Consider the following 16,811-nt stretch of genomic DNA (forward strand, 5'->3'; position numbering starts at 1 on the left):
GAGGGGCGAACTCGCCCGAGAGTCACCTCATGATTACACACATACGGGTGTAATATTCTGTTAGAATAGTTCCGCTTCGAGCGCCTCGATCTCGTCTCTCAGCAGGTGGCCGATCTCCTCGCTCGTCGATTCGTCGACGGCCATGCGGTACGTCGGGCCGCCGATCGAGAACGCGCCGACGACCTCGCCGTCCGGACTCGTCACCGCCGCGCCGATGGATCGATACCCCTCGATCAGTTCTTCGTTGTTGATCGCGTACCCGCGAGACCGGATCGCCTCGAGTTCGTCGAACAGCGCCGTCTCGTCGGTGACGGTTCGATCGGTCGTGGCCGGAAGTCCCCAGCGCTCGATGATCTCCCGAACGCGCGATTCGGGCATCGACGCCAGCATGGCCTTGCCCGAGGCGCAGTTGTGCATGTAAAACCGATTACCCGCACGGAAGGGGCCCGACTCCGACAGTCCCCGGCGGCTCGACTCGCCGATGGCGTACTCGAGGGAGTACGCGCGTCCGTTTTCCTCGACGATGAAGTCGGCCTCGTTGCCCGTCTTCTCCGCGAGGGCGTAGACCCGCCGCCGGGCCGTCACGTACCGCGGATTTCGGTCGCGCGCGTGCTTACCGAACGGGAGAAACTGGAGCCCGACGTGGTAGGTGTCGCCCTCCCGAACGAGAAACCCCTCCTCGACCAGCGTGTGGAGGTGGTTGTGAACGGTACTCTTCGCCAGCTCGAGTTGGCCGGCCAGGTCGCTCAACGTGGCACCGTCGCTGTCGCGGATCGCGCGCACGAGCTCGAGCGACGTTTTCGTCGTCTTGACCGAGCGTGGACCGGTATCCGACATTGTTCAATCCGTGGTCGTCCCTCGACATAAGCGTTCGGAATGTGTGAACGGGTTTGTCGGGATGAATGATTACAATCTCAAGCCGCTACATTATTTCTAAAGATAGTTTCTGAAAAGAGCTTTATTTCATATATGAGTTAGAATTGCAGTCTGGAGCAGGTACCGACGATACGTTCCCGTCATCGACGGTCATTCGGCGAGTCGCTCTGACGGAGATATGTTCGGAAAGCGTGAACGGTCGGAAACGGGCGGTGTCCGTTCCGACCGAGTTCGGGAAACCATCGTGCGTTACTGGTCAGTATCGATATCGGTCGTTCACGCATTCGGAACACCATCGCCGAAAAGGTAGTGCACCCGCGTGTCGCCGCGTTCGGTTCGCGCGAGATTCGATTCGCGCGGACAGGACCTGATCGAGTGAACTCAGTGGAGAACAGCAACCGGGCCGATCGGCGCTAGTCGGCGCCGCAGCGTCGCATCCAACCGCAGTGCCGACACCACTCCGACGAGACGGCGGCCGGTCGACCGCAGAGCGGACAGCTCGTCTCAGTCATCGTCGGTCGTGATGTCAGCGGACAGCCCCTGGGCCATCTCGATGTCCTTCGAGTTGTTCAGTGTCCAGGCGGTGCGTTCGGTGACGGCTTCGATCACTTCGCGACCGCTCGGGTAACCGTTCCCGGACTTGTTGACGCCGCCGAACGGCAGGTGCACTTCCGCACCGATGCACGGCAGGTTGCCGTACGCGAGCCCGACTTCGGCGTTATCGCGGTAGTAGTTGATCTCGCGGTAGTTCTCGGAGATGATCGCTCCCGCGAGCCCGTACTCGGTATCGTTGTGGATCTCGACGCCGTCCTCGATGTCACCCGAGTACTTCATGAGCGCGACGTGAGGACCGAAGACCTCCTCCTGCGTGCAGCGGAGGTCCGCGTCCGGGTCGGCCTCGTAGACGAACGGTCCGATCCAGTGGCCGTCCTCGTGGTCGTCCGGAATCTCCTCGTCGTCCAGTTCGTCGCGGTCGACGAGGACGTTCACGTCCTCGTTTCGGGCGAGTTCGTTGTACTCGAGGACCTTCTCCTTGTGCTCGCCCTCGACGAGCGGGCCCATGAAGGTGTCCTCAGCCAGCGGATCGCCGACGGCGAGGTTCTCGGCGATCTCGACGAATCGCTCTTTGAACTCATCGTAGACGTCCTCGTGGACGATCAGCCGTTCGCTCGAGACGCAGCGCTGGCCGGTGGTCTTGAACGAACTCATCACGGCCGAGTGGACGGCCGTGTCGAGGTCGGCCTCGTCGCTGATGACGACCGCGTTCTTGCCGCCCATCTCGCAGGCCGCGAGCTTCCCGGGCTGTTCGGCGACGGACCGAGCGACCTCCTGGCCGACCTCGGCCGAGCCGGTGAAGAGGACGGTGTCGACGCGCGGATCGTCGACGATCGAGGCCCCGGCGTCGCCGAAGCCCTGCACCATGTTGAACACGCCGTCCGGGATGCCGCTCTCCTCGAACATCTCGGCGATGATCTGGCCGCACCACGGCGTCTGCTCGGCGGGCTTCCAGACGACCGTGTTCCCTTCGACCAGCGAGACGGCCATGTGCCAGAAGGGGATCGCGACGGGGAAGTTCCACGGCGTGATACAGCCGACGACGCCGCGGGGTTTGCGACGCATGTAGGCGTCCTTGCTCCCGATCTCGCTCGGCACCACGTCACCGTGGGGGTGACGGGCGTTGCCGGCGGCCCACTCGACCATATGGGCGGCCTCGACGACGTCGGCCTTGCCCTCGGAGATCTCCTTGCCGCACTCCTTGGTGACGATCTCCCCGAGTTCGTCCGTCCGCTCGCGCAGCTCGTGGTAGATGTCCCAGAGGTACTCCGCGCGGTCGATGTACGACAGGTCGCGCCACTCCTCCTGTGCTTCTTCCGCGGCCTCGAGGGCCTCGTCGACGTCGGCCTCGGTCCCGCGGTGGAAGGTCCGCAGCGTTTCGCCGGTCGCCGGGTTCTCGCTTTCGAAGGTCTCGTCGCCGTTCCCATCGGTCCACTCACCGTTGATGTAGTGCCGGTCAGGCTGGGCTGTCGTCTGCTGACTCATACGGTATGGATGACGGATCACCGCGGAATAACCACGGCCTCCCATGGTCGGGCGCTCCCGCGTCCATCGGTGACCGAGGAGCGGACCATCGCGCGGCGCGATTTCGAGTCGCGGTACGGACGGAACCGATACGAGCGCCGTGGAACGAGACACGAACGCTGACGAGCGGACGGGCGTTAGCGACATTCAGTATGTTTATGGTGCGCACACGGGAGTATCGAGTAGAGCCGACGCATGAGCAGCACCAGTCCGACGACGACTACGACAGGGACCGCGGACGGCACACGACTCACGCTCGAGATCTGGCATCCGGATTGCTGGGGCTTGCAGGCGACCGAGGCGGTCGACGCCGGCCTGCTCGTCCACACCGTCCATCGAACCGTCGAGGATGCGGTCAAGGGTCACTTCACCGTCTACGCCGACACGACGGACCAACTCGACGAGTTCGTCGCGTTCGCAGACGAGTCACCGCTGACGCACTCGACGGTCGAACTCGGACAGCGACCGACCGGCACGGCACCGAACCCGGGGAACGCGACCCGCGAACTGTTCGTCGAGTACGAGCCCGAACACAGCATCAGCGACGCGCTCGTCTCCCACGGCTTCATCCACGACGCGTCGGTGCGCGTCGAAGGCGGCGTCGAACACTGGCCCGTCTTCGTCGCCGGCGACCGCGACGAGATCCGGGCCCGACTCGAGGCCATCCGCACCGAGACCGATGCGGAGATCTCGATCAGCCGAGTCGCCACGCCCGACGGCGGCCCGTCGGAGACCGCCGACCGGACCGATCGTCTCACGCCGCGCCAGCGCGAAGCGTTCGAACTCGCCTGCGAGCGAAACTACTACGCCTGGCCCCGCGAGATCAGTACGCGCGAACTCGCGGACGAACTCGACATCTCGAAGACCACGCTACTCGAGCACCTTCGGAAGGCGGAAGCGAAATTGCTCAATCCCGACGACGCCTGATCCGTTCTCGAGGATTTATTCTCACTCCTTCAGCCCGAATCTTTTGGTCGGGTATCGATTTAGGGGGCTTCCGTTCCAGCGATTGGGTATGATTCCCCCGATCGCAAGCCGGTTCGTCGCCGGCACGTCCGCATCCGGTGCACTGGATCACGTTTCGGAGTGTAACGAAGCAGGCATGGGCGGCATCCTGAACCTGCTCGGCGAACACTATCACGAGCCCGAACCTGCGGCCGAGGACGCCGACGAATACTGCCGTCTCGCCGCGGGTCTGGCCGACCGCAATCTGAACGGGACCATCTCGGTCAAACCCTCCCAGATCGGGATCGACGTCGGTCCGGACGTCTTCACGGAGAACTTCGAACGAATCGTCGAGGCCGCGGCGGCCGAAGACGTGTTCGTCTGGTGTGACATGGAAGACCACACGACGACCGACACGACACTCGACGCCGTCGAAGCGACGGCCCGCGACCACCCGAACGGCGTCGGCGTCGCGATTCAGGCCAACCTCACGCGGACGCGCGACGACCTCGAACGACTCGCCGACGTTCCCGCAGCGGTCCGTCTGGTCAAGGGCGCGTACGACGAACCGTCGTCGGTCGCTCTCGATTCGAAAGCGGCCGTCGACGAGGCCTACGAGGACCACCTCGAGTTCCTGTTCCGGGAATTCGATCAGGGTATCGCGGTCGGAAGCCACGACACGAAGATGCTCAAGACCGCAGTCGACCTCCACAAGGAGTACGGAACGCCGTTCGAGATCCAGATGCTCATGGGCGTTCGCGAGGACGCCCAGCGCGAACTCGCCGAGAAGGGCTACGAGGTCAATCAGTACGTTCCCTACGGCGACAAGTGGATGCAGTACTTCTACCGTCGCGTCCGCGAACGGAAGGAGAACGCGCTGTTCGCCCTCCGCGCCGTCGTCGGTGTGTGACGGAGCCGGGAACAGTTCGAAACGCGACGCGATGACACAGCGATTGACTACTGGAATGTAATCCCCCTGGAATTCTTTCCGTTCCGAGATAATCCGCTATCAAGGAGGTAAATTCGGTATGTTTATCTGTGGGTAGTAAGCACACGGCAGTATGCTTGAGAGTGGTTCAGTCGAATTGCTGTGGTTATTCGGACCGTTCGCCGTGTATCTGGTGATGCTCGGCGTCTACTACGTCTGGGAGGGAAAGCGCGAAGAACAACTCCGAAAGCGCTACGAGGAGGCAGAGCATGGCCAGTGACGGACTAGCCGGCTCGGCCGGAATCTGGGTGCTCGGAACGTTCGCCGTGTATCTGCTCGTCCTCCTCGGGATCGGCCTGTACTCCTCGCGACTCATGGACTCCGTCGACGACTACGTCATCGGCGGACGGAGCGTCGGCCCGGTCGTCACGGGCTTCTCCGAACGCGCCTCCGAGATGAGCGGCTGGCTCACGCTCGGTGTCCCGAGCGACGCGTTCGGTACCGGTGTGATGGCCTTCTACAACGGGCTCGGGATGATTCCCGCCGACCTGTTCGCGTGGGCCGGAATCGCGAAACGCCTCCGGAAGTACACGGAAATCGTGAAGGCGGTCACGCTGCCGACCTTCTTCGAGACGCGTCTCCAGGACGATACCGGCTACGTCAAGGGCGTCTCCGCGTTCGTGTTGATGATCTTCGAAGGCGGATACGTGGGTGCACAGATCGTCGCCGCCGGGACGCTGCTGGAGGTCCTCACCGGTGTCTCGTCGCTGGTCGGGATCCTCGTGGGCGGCGTCATCGTCGTCGGCTACACCATGCTCGGCGGCTACTTCGCCGTTGCGTGGTCCGACTACGTGCAGGGCGCGATCATCCTGGCCGCGTTCATCGTCCTGCCGATCATCGCCTTTACCAACTACGGGCTCCCGTTCGGCGAACTCGCGTCCGCCGGGAGTTCGTACACGAGCGTCACGGCCGGCATGACCGGCTGGGCCGCGATCTTCGGTATCATCAGCTACGCCGCGATCGGGCTCGGTATCCCCGGGAACCCGCACGTGATGGTCCGGTTCATGGGAATCGACGAGGTCGAGAACATTCGGCTGGCGGCGCTGGTCGCCCAGCTGTTCATGTTCGTCGCCTACATCGGCGCCGGCTTCGTCGGACTGTACGCGCTGGTCGTCTTCGGTCAGGGCGGCATCAACGACCCGAACAACGTCATGCCGCTGCTCACGCTCGAGTTCTTCCCCGGTGCGATCGCGGGGATCATCCTGGCGGCCGCACTCGCCGCGATGATGTCTAGCGCGGACTCCCAGCTGCTCGTCGCGACGAGCGCGATCGTCGAGGACGTCTACCACGGCTACGTCAACCCGAACGCGAGTCAGGAGACGCTCGTCCGTTACTCCCAGTACGTCACGCTCGGGCTCGGAGCAGCGAGCGTCGCGTTCGCCTTCCTCGCGCAGAACACGCCGATCTACACGCTCGTCCTCGACTACGCCTGGGGCGGCCTCGGCGCGGCCATCGGTCCGACGCTCATCGCGGCCGTGTGGTGGAAACGGGTCACCGCGACCGGATCCGTCGCGAGCATGATCGTCGGAACCTCGACGATGATCCTCTGGACGCAGCTGTCGAACGTCCTCGACCTGTTCGGACTCATGGGAGCCGTCGAGGGCTCGGCGTTCCTCACGGGACTGGTCGGGGTCTACGGACTCTTCCCCGCGTTCATCCTCTCGACGGCGACGCTCATCGTCGTCTCGCTTCTGACGACGCCCCCGGAGGGCGTCGACGACCACTTCAAGTCCTTCAACAAGCCGCTCTCTGCCCTCTCGAGCAGTGACGATCCGACGGGAACCCCCGACTACGTGACCGACGGCGGTCGCGACGTCGGTCCGAAGGCCGTCACGGAAACCGATAACATCCGCGCACACGTTACGGCCAGCGAGTACTGGGACGAGGGTGACGAGTAGATGAGCGACACGCGTCGGCAGTCGGTCGAGCCCGCGCCCATCACGGGCGAGCCGCGTGACTGCGCGGACCTCACCGTCATCGAACCGACGGTGACGCGCGAGGACGTCGACTCGAGCGGTCGTGTCGGCGCTGTCGCATACCCCTATCGCATTTACGACGCCGTTGCGACGATCGAACGACCGCTGATTGCGGACCGCGACGTCGAATACGTCGTCAGCGTCGATCGTTCCCGTCGACTCGCCGTCCGGGCCGACGTGTTTCCGGAGACCGTCGCGACGACGGTCGACGACGTGCTCGTCGTTCCGTCCGAACTCTCCGACGAACAGGTTCGCGAGAAAGCCGAAGACGCCGTGTTCACGTGGACGCTTCGGAAGGTCGCCGTCGGCTCCGCGCCGGACATCGCGTTCGAGCAGTCGGTCGACGCTCACAAGCTGTTCTGGATCGCGTCCCGACCCGACGGCGACGTCATCGTCGATAGCGTCCGCGGGACCGAGTCGCCGCTCGCCGACTGAGACTCCTCGCGTCCGCGACGCTCCCGAACCACCGTTCGGGACGTCGATTCTCTCGTCCTCGTTCGTCTCGAGCCTCGCAGTCACATCGCGAGCCGGTCGATGCAGCAGCGGCGCGAAGCTACTGCTCGTATCACGGGCTACGATTTACGGCCGTGTGCGCCCGAGAACGTCGCGAGGATCTACTTCGACCGTCCGTACTGCTATAGTGGTTTAGGGAACAGTATATTCGTCGTTGTATCGGACTACCCATGTATTTGGTAGCGCGGCAGTTTCCACACCAGTCGATTTCGAGACTGACTGTACCGGGACGGGTACCGTTCGGTTGTATTCCCTCTCGAGAAGCACAAGCGCTGCTCTGTGTTCCGTTCCACTCCTGAAAGAACGCCCGTGTCGTACCCGCTCACCGGGATCGGCAACCGAAGCGGCTCGCTGCACTCGTGAACAGCGCCGCACAGTCAAGACAACGGCTCAGCGATCCGATTACTGCTTCGTGTAGTGGCTCCGTTGACCGGCGATTGGTTTGAAAATTCACTCGAGTCGAACCTGACCACGACCCCACTTCGATCATCGATCAACGCTAACCCTCGGATTGGCGAGTAGTTTTTGAAAGCGAGGGGTGTATAGAATCGGTCTCTCCGTGGTGGGTATCATGGCTAGACTATTACGTTCGTAGCGATCGTCTCCTGAGCACTCCCCAAACGGCCGCGGGATCGCTCTCGTATTCAAGACACTCGTGGACGGCTCTGCTGTACGAGCCGTAACGCCGACCGGCGGGATCGAACCGCCGCCGGACTACTGTCGATTCTCGAGGACTGCCTCTATAAATACGAAACGCCCCACACAGCAGTGGCTGTGTGGGGCATAATGATGGGAGTATGAGTGGATGGCGGCGAATCGGGTCTCCCAGAGGCTCGCGCACTCCAGTACTCGCCGAAACGCAGGTGGGCTTAACGTCCGTGTTCGGGATGGGTACGGGTGGCACCCCACCGCTGTGGCCGCCTCAACGCCGATCGACGGAATCGAACCGTCGCAATACCAGTATCGGTGGCAAAACCGTGTATAGTACGTGTAGTCCAGTTAGCGCCTGGACCCGTTTCCGGGTCAGTGTTGATCCAGATGCGATATGAGTGTGTGGCTTGGCCGGTTAGTGCTCGCGGACTCAACACCTCGTTGCCTTGGTGCGTACATCCCGAGTCTATCGAACTCGTCTTCTACGAGTGGCCTCGGTGGTATCTCTTTTCCAAGTGGGTTTCGAGCTTAGATGCGTTCAGCTCTTACCCCGTGGTGCGTCGCTGCCCGGCACGTGCCCTCTCGGACAGCCGGTACACGAGTGGCACCCATTCGTAGTTCCTCTCGTACTATACGAACGTTCTTGTCAGATACCGTAACACCCCCAATAGATAGCAGCCGACCTGTCTCACGACGGTCTAAACCCAGCTCACGACCTCCTTTAATAGGCGAACAACCTCACCCTTGCCTGCTTCTGCACAGGCAGGATGGAGGGAACCGACATCGAGGTAGCAAGCCACCCGGTCGATATGTGCTCTTGCGGGTGACGACTCTGTTATCCCTAAGGTAGCTTTTCTGTCAGCAATGGGCCGCATCAAGCAGCCGCATTGGTTCGCTAGACCACGCTTTCGCGTCAGCGTCCGTCGTTGTGCCGGACACTGTCAGACTTCCTTATGCTCTTGCGCTCTTTCCCGCGTCTCCGACGCGGGTGAGGAAATCTTGGGGCGCGCTCGATATCTTTTCAAGCGCGTACCGCCCCAGTCAAACTGCCCGGCTACCAGTGTCCTCCGCCAGGAGTGAGAGTCGCAGTCACCATCGGGTAGTATTTCAATGCTGGCTCGGTGGCCCGCTAGCGCGGGTACCTGTGTAACGCCTCCTACCTATGCTGCACAATGGCGACCACGTCTCAGTGACAGCCTGCAGTAAAGCTCTATAGGGTCTTCGCTTCCCCTTGGGGGTCTCCAGACTCCGCACTGGAACGTACAGTTCACCGGGCCCAACGTTGGGACAGTGGCGCTCTCATTGATCCATTCATGCAAGCCGCTACTGAAGCGGCAAGGTACTACGCTACCTTAAGAGGGTCATAGTTACCCCCGCCGTTAACAGGTCCTTCGTCCCCTTGTACGGGGTGTTCAGATACCTGCACTGGGCAGGATTCAGTGACCGTACGAGTCCTTACGGATTTGCGGTCACCTATGTTGTTACTAGACAGTTGGAGCGCCCGAGTCACTGCGACCTGCCTCGTTGCGAGGCAGGCATCCCTTATTGCGAACGTACGGGACTAACTTGCCGAATTCCCTAACGTCGGTTGCTCCCGACAGACCTTGGCTTTCGCCGCCACGAATACCTGTGTCGGATCTCGGTACGGACAGTGTGCTCGCCTTTTCACGGGCTCTAGGTTGACCTCTCTTGCGCTATCCAGCCATTCGCTCGCTTCGTGCCATTACGGCTTCCACGAGTTTCGACTGTTCGCCCGGGCGAAAACCCGGGAGAGGCGGCCCCAAAGCGTCGGCTTTGAGTGCACACTGGCATAGGAATATTAACCTATTTCCCTGTTGTCTGCTTCGACTTACGGGCAGACTTAGGACCGGCTAACCCTCAGCTGATCAGCATTGCTGAGGAACCCTTATTCGTTCGGCCGTCGGGGTTCTAACCCGACTAACGCTGCTACTATGACCAGGATTTTCGTTACTGAACGGTCCACACGATCTCTCGACCGTGCTTCCACCCGAACAGAACGCCAACCTACGAGATCACCTTGTGACAGGTGCTGCTAGGTCTCGGTGGTAGACTTGAGCCCCGATCATTTTGGGCGCCGCAAACCTCGGCCGGTAAGCTGTTACGCTTTTCTTAGAGGGTAGCTGCTTCTAAGCTCACCTCCCGGCTGTCTAGGGCTTGCGACCACCTTCGATCGCACTTAGTCTACACTTGGGGACCTTAACCCAGCTCTGGGTTGTCTCCCTCACGGTACACAGGCTTACCCCGTGCACCGGACTCCCTGCGTCGAGCGGCGTTTGTAGGTTCGGAGTTGGACAGGGGGGCGCACTCCTCTCGGAGTGCGGTCCCCCAATCCGTCGCTCTACCCCACAAACTACCTCGGCAGAGGTCATGCTTCGACATGTTTCGGTTGGAACCAGCTGTTTCCGGATTCGATGGGCCTTTCACCCCTAGACATAGGTCACGCGAGGGTATTGTAGGACACCAACGCTATCGGGCCTCCACGTGGCTTTCGCCACGCTTCACCCTGCCCATGCCTAGATCATCCGGTTTCGGGTCGTGCCCGTTTGACTCCCCGCGCTTGAACACGGCGGCCCTCGTCGTAAGACTGCGGCCATGTCGGTTTCCCTACGCCTTCCTCGATGATCGAGTTAGACTCGTCAAACAGGCACACTCCCTGGTTCGTTTTTCAAAACGTACGACTGGACACCGGCTTCCCGAACGGCTTACTACAGGTTTGCACCTGATTCATTGGGTTCGGGACCTTTTGTGCCCAGTCGCTCCATCGCCAACTGATTTCACGCCCTATTGCACCTCCCTTCGTGGGGTGCTTTTCAGCGTTCGCTCACGCTACTTGTTCGCTATCGGTCTTGAGGAGTGTTTAGTCTTCGCGGTCGATGCCCGCGATCTTCACGAGGGATATCCAACCCCCGATACTCTGGAGCTGACTCGTCTCTTACTAATCGACAGTACGGGACTGTCACCCTGTTTCGTGCTCCATTCCAGGAGACTTCGTGTCGCGGTTCGGAGAGTGATCGTCAGTCCGAACACCACATTGCCCGTGAAGGCTTCGGTTTGGACTGTGTCGCGTTCTTTCGCCAATACTAACGACATCGCGTTTGCTTTCTTTTCCTGTCGATACTAAGATGTTTCAATTCTCGACGTTCCCCATTGCGCGAAGCAATTGCGGTGGGGATTCCCATTCGGAGATCCTGAGTTCTTCGCCTCCGTGCGGCTCCCTCAGGCTTATCGCAGCTTGGCACGTCCTTCTTCAGCTCTCAAGCCGAGCGATCCACCAGCTGGCACAGTAGCCACGTTCATCGGATCGACGTTACACGGAAGTGTAACGGATAGTGACCCGGGAACGGGTCCAGTGGACGCCTGGACTACACGTACACACGGTCTCATCTGCACACCGTAGACGCGGCATGCATTAACCCTTCCCAGCCACGTTTACACGGGCTGGTGCATCGGTTCGTTCGGATTAGATCGAAAGTCCGTCTCCCACTTAAGGGACACGATTCGATCCGCTCCGAGTATGGACCCACAGGGATTCGAACCCTGGGCATCCTCCTTGCAAAGGAGGCACTCTACCACTGAGCTATGGGCCCACGTCCGCCCGGAGGGCGGACAGAGCGCGAAAGTGTTAGCCTTGGTAGTTCAAAGGTGCCCGATCGGCCTAACGTGGGTCGATCGAACGTGAACTGCGTGGCGCAGAGCGCCACGACTTGTGGGCCGGGGCAGCGCCCCGGTCCCGGTCTGTGGAGGTGATCCAGCCGCAGATTCCCCTACGGCTACCTTGTTACGACTTAAGCCCCCTTGCGGAGCCCAGATTCGACCAGCGTTGCGCTGGCCTCATCCGGACCCCACTCGGGTGCTTTGACGGGCGGTGTGTGCAAGGAGCAGGGACGTATTCACCGCGCCCTTCTGAGGCGCGATTACTACCGAATCCAGCTTCATGAGGGCGAGTTTCAGCCCTCAATCCGAACTACGACCAAGTTTCGGAGATTAGCGCCCCCTTTCGGGGTTGCATCCCACTGTCTTGGCCATTGTAGCCCGCGTGTCGCCCAGCACATTCGGGGCATACTGACCTACCGTTGCCCGTTCCTTCCTCCAGTTTGGCACTGGCAGTCCTCCTAATGTACCCAACCACCACAAGGGTGTTGCTGGCAATTAGGAGTGCGGGTCTCGCTCGTTGCCTGACTTAACAGGACGCCTCACGGTACGAGCTGACGGCGGCCATGCACCTCCTCTCAACGGCTCCAGTAAGCTCATCACACTGACCTTCACGGCACGTTGTCGATGCTGGTGAGATGTCCGGCGTTGAGTCCAATTAAACCGCAGGCTCCTCCGGTTGTAGTGCTCCCCCGCCAATTCCTTTAAGTTTCATCCTTGCGGACGTACTTCCCAGGCGGTCTGCTTCACGGCTTCCCTACGGCACAGCACAGGCTCGTAGCCTGTGCCACACCTAGCAGACATCGTTTACAGCTCGGACTACCCGGGTATCTAATCCGGTTCGTGACCCGAGCTTTCGTCCCTCACCGTCGGATCCGTCTTCCAGAGGCGCTTTCGCCACCGGTGGTCCGTCCAGGATTACGGGATTTCACTCCTACCCCGGACGTACCCCTCTGGTCTTCCGGTCCCAAGCCATGCAGTTTCCACCGGACGCCCGCGCGTTAAGCGCGCGGATTTCCCGATGGACTTGCACGGCCAGCTACGGACGCTTTAGGCCCAATAATAGCGGTCATCACTCGTGCTGCCGGTATTACCGCGGCGGCTGGCACCGGTCTTGCCCAGCACTTATTCTGCGACCACCTTACGGTCGCGAAAAGCGAGGACGATATGCCCTCGCACTTGGAGTCCCCTTATCGCACTCGCGTGCAGTGTAAAGGTTTCGCGCCTGCTGCGCCCCGTAGGGCCCGGTATCTTGTCTCAGATACCGTCTCCGGGCTCTTGCTCTCACAACCCGTACCGATTATCGGCACGGTGGGCCGTTACCCCACCGTCTACCTAATCGGCCGCAGCCACATCCTATGGCGCCGTAACGTTTCGGATTCCCCGCAGTTCCAGCGTGGGAATCGTATTCCGAATTAGCCTCAGTTTCCCGAGGTTATTCGGATCCATAGGGTAGTTTGGCCACGTGTTACTGAGCTATCTGCTACGAGTCTAAACTCGTGCAACTAGCATGGCTAAATCGGACTCCAATAGCAATGACCTCCGGCAGGATCAACCGGAATGCTATATGATCTCCCCAGTTGGGGAGGGTTTGTTGGCGGTGAATGTTAAGATACACACTCACACATGGGTCCACGTTCGGTGACCACGGATCGTCGACCGATCGGGCGTCACCGAACTACCAAGGCTAACATCAGACCCCTTCTGTACGGCGGACCGCAGGGGAAGGGTCCTCATCTTCTGCGTATTACTTTGTAACCGCTGGGTACTATTTAAGGCCTCTGAATCGAACCTTCAAAGATAGGTAGTACCATGCAACAATCAATACGAATATACTATTCCGATCCGTGTGATCAGTTCGGCTACTCGAGACCGGAACAGGAGACGAGTCATCTTCGGATCGCCGCTCACTGAAAACGCGTACGCGATGAGTTATCCTGATCGCTCGAGTGAACCGGGGGAGCCCGTTCGAACACGAGACCGGTGGCTCGCTGTCTCGAGTAGAGGGCGACTCCCTCCGAGCGTGAACATGCGTTACCCGTGATTCCGACCCTCGTGGTACGGTGGTGCTCAGTAGACGAGTCTGTTCGTCGAGAGAGACGGATCGCTACGGATTTGGACGATCTCGAGGTGACGAGATCGCCGACCCCTTTCGCGTCGGTCGCTTCGGGCTGTGACTCGCAGAGACCCAGCTGAGGTGCCGGACCGAGGAAGACGCTCTGGAGTACTCACTCTGTCCGTTTCCGAGTACGCGATTTCCGGAGTTCCGATTCGAGTGAGTCTATACCCGCAACTCGCGAATTTACTCGTCGAACCGTAGTGAGGCGATTCGAATTAGAAACAACCGAAGACGTTCCGGGTCGCTCACTTCGTTCGGTCCCGGGCGTGCGACTTCCAAGGCTCAACTCCTCGTGGCTGCACGTATCTCCGACTCACGGATTTGTTCGTCGGAAAAGTAGTGGGCCAACTCGGATTTGAACCGAGAGCCTCCACCTTATCAGAGTGGCGCTCAACCTAATTGAGCTATTGGCCCGCGCTTCGCACTCAATAGTTGCGGGGTGGAACGTTTAAGCGTTTCTTTCTTCGGGCCCCGTGCGAACCGCTACCGGGCGGAGGGGTCGTCGTCCAGATCGTCGCCGGAATCGGACGTCCGTTCGTCGCCGAAGTCGATCGTATACGAGTCCCCGTCGCCCGTGTCGTCGACCGTGTAGTCGTCAGCACCGAGATCGTACGTCCCGCCGTCGGTCGAACCGCCGCTGCTACGCCCGTCTCGAGTCGATCCGTCGTCGGGGAAGCCGAACGTCCAGACGTTTCCACTGGCGAAGCCGCCGGTCTTCTTGTCCGCGTAGGGGACGATCACGTAGCGTTTGAGCGCGGCCCGAATCGGAATTCGGGTCAGCGGGACGGCCAACAGGAAGCCGATGGCGTCCGTGACGAGGCCGGGAGTCAGCAGGAAGGCCCCGGCCGCGATCAGGAGGGCACCGTCGAGCAGTTCGTTCGTCGGTGGCTTCCCCTCGGCCATCGTTCGCTGCATCTTCCCGATAGTTCGGCGACCCTCGGCACGGACGAGCAACATGCCGACGAGTCCGGTCAGGACGACGAGCAGCACCATCCCGACCCAGGTGAGCGCGCCGAACTGGGTGACGAGGAACCCGAGCAACACCGCATCGAGGAACGGGATGAGCAACAACGCGGCAATCCACCGGAGCATGCCTCGACATAGCCGGCGGAGGGTGAAAACGCTTTACTCTCACTACACATCCGTGAAACGACCACTCCGGAGCGGCTCCGCTCGCCAGCAGGTCGATCCGGTTGATCCCGCGATCACGCCGGTTTCATCGGCGGTTCCGCAGTCGAAGGGCTTACGCCCGCGACAGCCGAGGGTCCGATATGAACGACCAGACGCGTGTCGAGTGGCGCGAGTGGGGTCAGGACGCCTTCGACGAGGCGGCGGAGGCGGACGCCCCGGTCTTGCTCTCGCTCACTGCGACGTGGTGTGATCACTGCCACGAGATGGACGCGGAGACCTACGCGGAGCCCCGCATCGCGGCGAACGTCAACGACAGTTTCGTCCCCGTTCGTGTCGACGTCGATCGTCGCCCGCGCGTGCGTGATCGGTATAACATGGGCGGGTTTCCGTCGACGGTCTTTCTGGCCCCGGACGGGACGGTGCTGACCGGCGCGGGCTATCTCGGTCCCGACGGGATGCGACAGGTACTGGACAGCGTTCGGACCATGTGGCAGACGAAAGGCAGTGGCGCCGGTCGCGTCCCTCGCCCGCTCCGCGAGGACAACCCGCCCGCGGGCCGACTCACGGCCGACGTCGAGTCGGCGATGCTCGGCCAGTTAACCGAGGCCTACGACGAGACCGCCGGCGGCTGGGGCGGGAGTCCGAAGTTTCCGCTGCCCGACGCCCTCGAGTTCGCGCTCAAGCGCGACCGTGAGATGGCTCTGCGGTCGTTCGACGCGGTCAGCGCGAACCTGCTTGACGAGTACGACGGGGGATTCTACCGGTTCGCGGCCGAACGCGACTGGGCCGGACTCCAACACGAGAAGCTCTTAGACTCCAACGGCGCGCTCGTGCGCGCGTTCGCCAACGCCTACCTGCTGACGGGCAGAGACGAGTACCGCGAGCCCGCCGAGCGGACCGTCGACTACCTCACGACGACGCTGTGGAACGACGACGCCGACGCCTTCGCGAACAGTCAGGCGCCCGGCGAGGACGACGCCCACACGATCGACGCGACCGACCGCGCCGCGGCCGACGAGCCGCCGGTCGACGAGGGCGTCTTCGCCGGCCCGAACGGACTGGCAATCGAAGGACTGCTCACCTACCACGCCTACACCGACGACGAGCGGGCGCGTCGGTACGCCGAACGCGCCCTCGAGACCGTCCGAGCGGACCTGCTCGAGGACGGCGTGGTCGTCCACGCGCTCGAGGGCGACGCCGAACGCGACGCGGACGGCGAGCCGATGGCGTTGCTCGCGAATCAGGCCCGCGTCCTGTCGGCGCTGACGACGACCGCGAGCGTCCTCGAGAGGGACGCGCTGGCGTCCGCGACCGCAGTCGCGGACGCGGCGATCGATCGGCTCCGCGACGGGGAGTCGTTCCTCGACGGGCCGGCGACGGGGGCCGGACTCCTCGATCGGCCGCTTCGACCGCTGGATACGAACGTCGCCCTCGCGGACGCGCTGCTGGAGCTCGCGGTCCTGACCGGCGAGACGGAGTACCGCGAGGTCGCCCGGGAGACGCTCGAGGCCTTCGCCGGCGCGAGCGACCGCTTCGGCGTCCAGATGGCCCGCTACGCGACCGCCGTCTCGCGACTGCTCGAGGGGCCGCTGGTGATCCGCATCGCGACCGAACCCGGAACCGATCTCCACCGGGCCGCCCTGCGAATGGCGGACCACGAGAAGGTCGTCGTTCCCGACGCCGACGACCTCGAGGCCGGTCTGGCGCGAGTCGAACGCGGCGAGCAGCGCTCGGACGTCGCCGAAACCCCTGCCGAGTTGAGCGAACGCGTCCAGTCGGTCCTCGAGTAACGCGCGTGGCCGAGTTCGCGCGCCAGTCAGTCGTCCATCAAACGACCACAGCGTTTATATTCCCGCGGTTA

At 61.9% G+C, this 16,811-nt stretch carries 9 protein-coding genes, 2 tRNA genes and 3 rRNA genes; 6 read left to right on the forward strand and 8 right to left on the reverse strand.

The window, feature by feature from the left end; all coding sequences use genetic code 11:
- Positions 1-60: 60 nt before the first annotated feature.
- Both WD430_RS05020 and WD430_RS05025 read right to left on the reverse strand, forming a co-directional pair.
- The gene (locus WD430_RS05020; RefSeq protein ID WP_339104935.1) at positions 61-837 is read right to left on the reverse strand and encodes an IclR family transcriptional regulator; all 777 of its coding nucleotides are present in this window, start codon (positions 835-837) and stop codon (positions 61-63) included.
- 543 nt (positions 838-1,380) lie between these two features.
- Positions 1,381-2,916 carry an aldehyde dehydrogenase family protein gene (locus WD430_RS05025; protein WP_339104936.1) on the reverse strand — a complete coding sequence of 512 codons (1,536 nt, stop codon included), beginning with the start codon at positions 2,914-2,916 and terminating at the stop codon, positions 1,381-1,383.
- A gap of 234 nt (positions 2,917-3,150) precedes the next feature.
- On the opposite strand from WD430_RS05025, the gene WD430_RS05030 reads away from it, so the two are divergent.
- From WD430_RS05030 to WD430_RS05050, 5 genes are all read left to right on the forward strand, one after another.
- Positions 3,151-3,882 carry a helix-turn-helix domain-containing protein gene (locus tag WD430_RS05030; protein ID WP_339104937.1) on the forward strand — a complete coding sequence of 244 codons (732 nt, stop codon included), beginning with the start codon at positions 3,151-3,153 and terminating at the stop codon, positions 3,880-3,882.
- 88 nt (positions 3,883-3,970) lie between these two features.
- Positions 3,971-4,810 (forward strand): proline dehydrogenase family protein, encoded by an 840-nt coding sequence (locus WD430_RS05035; protein ID WP_339104938.1) that lies wholly within the window; start codon positions 3,971-3,973, stop codon positions 4,808-4,810.
- 151 nt (positions 4,811-4,961) lie between these two features.
- Positions 4,962-5,108 carry a hypothetical protein gene (locus WD430_RS05040; RefSeq protein ID WP_339104939.1) on the forward strand — a complete coding sequence of 49 codons (147 nt, stop codon included), beginning with the start codon at positions 4,962-4,964 and terminating at the stop codon, positions 5,106-5,108.
- Positions 5,098-6,786 (forward strand): sodium/proline symporter, encoded by a 1,689-nt coding sequence (locus tag WD430_RS05045; RefSeq protein WP_339104940.1) that lies wholly within the window; start codon positions 5,098-5,100, stop codon positions 6,784-6,786. The genes WD430_RS05040 and WD430_RS05045 overlap by 11 nt, the downstream gene beginning before the upstream one ends.
- Entirely contained in the window at positions 6,787-7,299 is a 513-nt protein-coding gene (locus tag WD430_RS05050; protein ID WP_339104941.1) for a hypothetical protein, read from the forward strand.
- 881 nt (positions 7,300-8,180) lie between these two features.
- Here WD430_RS05050 and rrf read toward each other — a convergent pair.
- The 6 genes from rrf to WD430_RS05080 all read right to left on the reverse strand — a co-directional run bounded on the left by rrf (position 8,181) and on the right by WD430_RS05080 (position 14,911).
- Positions 8,181-8,302, reverse strand: a 5S ribosomal RNA gene (gene rrf, locus WD430_RS05055).
- A 123-nt stretch (positions 8,303-8,425) separates the two neighbouring features.
- A 23S ribosomal RNA gene (locus WD430_RS05060) occupies positions 8,426-11,345 on the reverse strand.
- Positions 11,346-11,564: 219 nt separating this feature from the next.
- Positions 11,565-11,636: transfer RNA gene (locus WD430_RS05065), tRNA-Ala, on the reverse strand.
- A 151-nt stretch (positions 11,637-11,787) separates the two neighbouring features.
- Positions 11,788-13,262: ribosomal RNA gene (locus WD430_RS05070) — 16S ribosomal RNA — on the reverse strand.
- Together the 16S, 23S and 5S rRNA genes with 1 tRNA gene alongside form the textbook arrangement of a ribosomal RNA operon.
- An 897-nt stretch (positions 13,263-14,159) precedes the next feature.
- Positions 14,160-14,233, reverse strand: a tRNA-Ile gene (locus WD430_RS05075).
- 69 nt (positions 14,234-14,302) lie between these two features.
- Positions 14,303-14,911, reverse strand: coding sequence for an FxsA family protein (locus tag WD430_RS05080; RefSeq protein WP_339104942.1), 609 nt, complete (start codon positions 14,909-14,911; stop codon positions 14,303-14,305).
- A gap of 179 nt (positions 14,912-15,090) precedes the next feature.
- Here WD430_RS05080 and WD430_RS05085 point away from each other — a divergent pair, with 179 nt between their 5' ends.
- Positions 15,091-16,740: a DUF255 domain-containing protein gene (locus tag WD430_RS05085; protein WP_339104943.1), complete on the forward strand. Its 1,650-nt coding sequence runs from the start codon at positions 15,091-15,093 to the stop codon at positions 16,738-16,740.
- The last annotated feature ends 71 nt before the right edge of the window (positions 16,741-16,811 follow it).

The organism is Haloterrigena sp. KLK7, assembly GCF_037914945.1.
Classification (GTDB): Archaea; Halobacteriota; Halobacteria; order Halobacteriales; family Natrialbaceae; genus Haloterrigena; species Haloterrigena salinisoli.

What these genes read in the sequence shown, in the direction of transcription:
- WD430_RS05050 (WP_339104941.1), top strand. Translation starts at nt 6,787, where the DNA reads ATGAGCGACACGCGTCGGCAGTCGGTCGAGCCCGCGCCCATCACGGGC.
- WD430_RS05085 (WP_339104943.1), top strand. Translation starts at nt 15,091, where the DNA reads ATGAACGACCAGACGCGTGTCGAGTGGCGCGAGTGGGGTCAGGACGCC.
- WD430_RS05020 (WP_339104935.1), bottom strand. Translation starts at nt 837, where the DNA reads ATGTCGGATACCGGTCCACGCTCGGTCAAGACGACGAAAACGTCGCTC.
- WD430_RS05045 (WP_339104940.1), top strand. Translation starts at nt 5,098, where the DNA reads ATGGCCAGTGACGGACTAGCCGGCTCGGCCGGAATCTGGGTGCTCGGA.
- WD430_RS05035 (WP_339104938.1), top strand. Translation starts at nt 3,971, where the DNA reads ATGATTCCCCCGATCGCAAGCCGGTTCGTCGCCGGCACGTCCGCATCC.
- WD430_RS05030 (WP_339104937.1), top strand. Translation starts at nt 3,151, where the DNA reads ATGAGCAGCACCAGTCCGACGACGACTACGACAGGGACCGCGGACGGC.
- WD430_RS05080 (WP_339104942.1), bottom strand. Translation starts at nt 14,911, where the DNA reads ATGCTCCGGTGGATTGCCGCGTTGTTGCTCATCCCGTTCCTCGATGCG.
- WD430_RS05025 (WP_339104936.1), bottom strand. Translation starts at nt 2,916, where the DNA reads ATGAGTCAGCAGACGACAGCCCAGCCTGACCGGCACTACATCAACGGT.
- WD430_RS05040 (WP_339104939.1), top strand. Translation starts at nt 4,962, where the DNA reads ATGCTTGAGAGTGGTTCAGTCGAATTGCTGTGGTTATTCGGACCGTTC.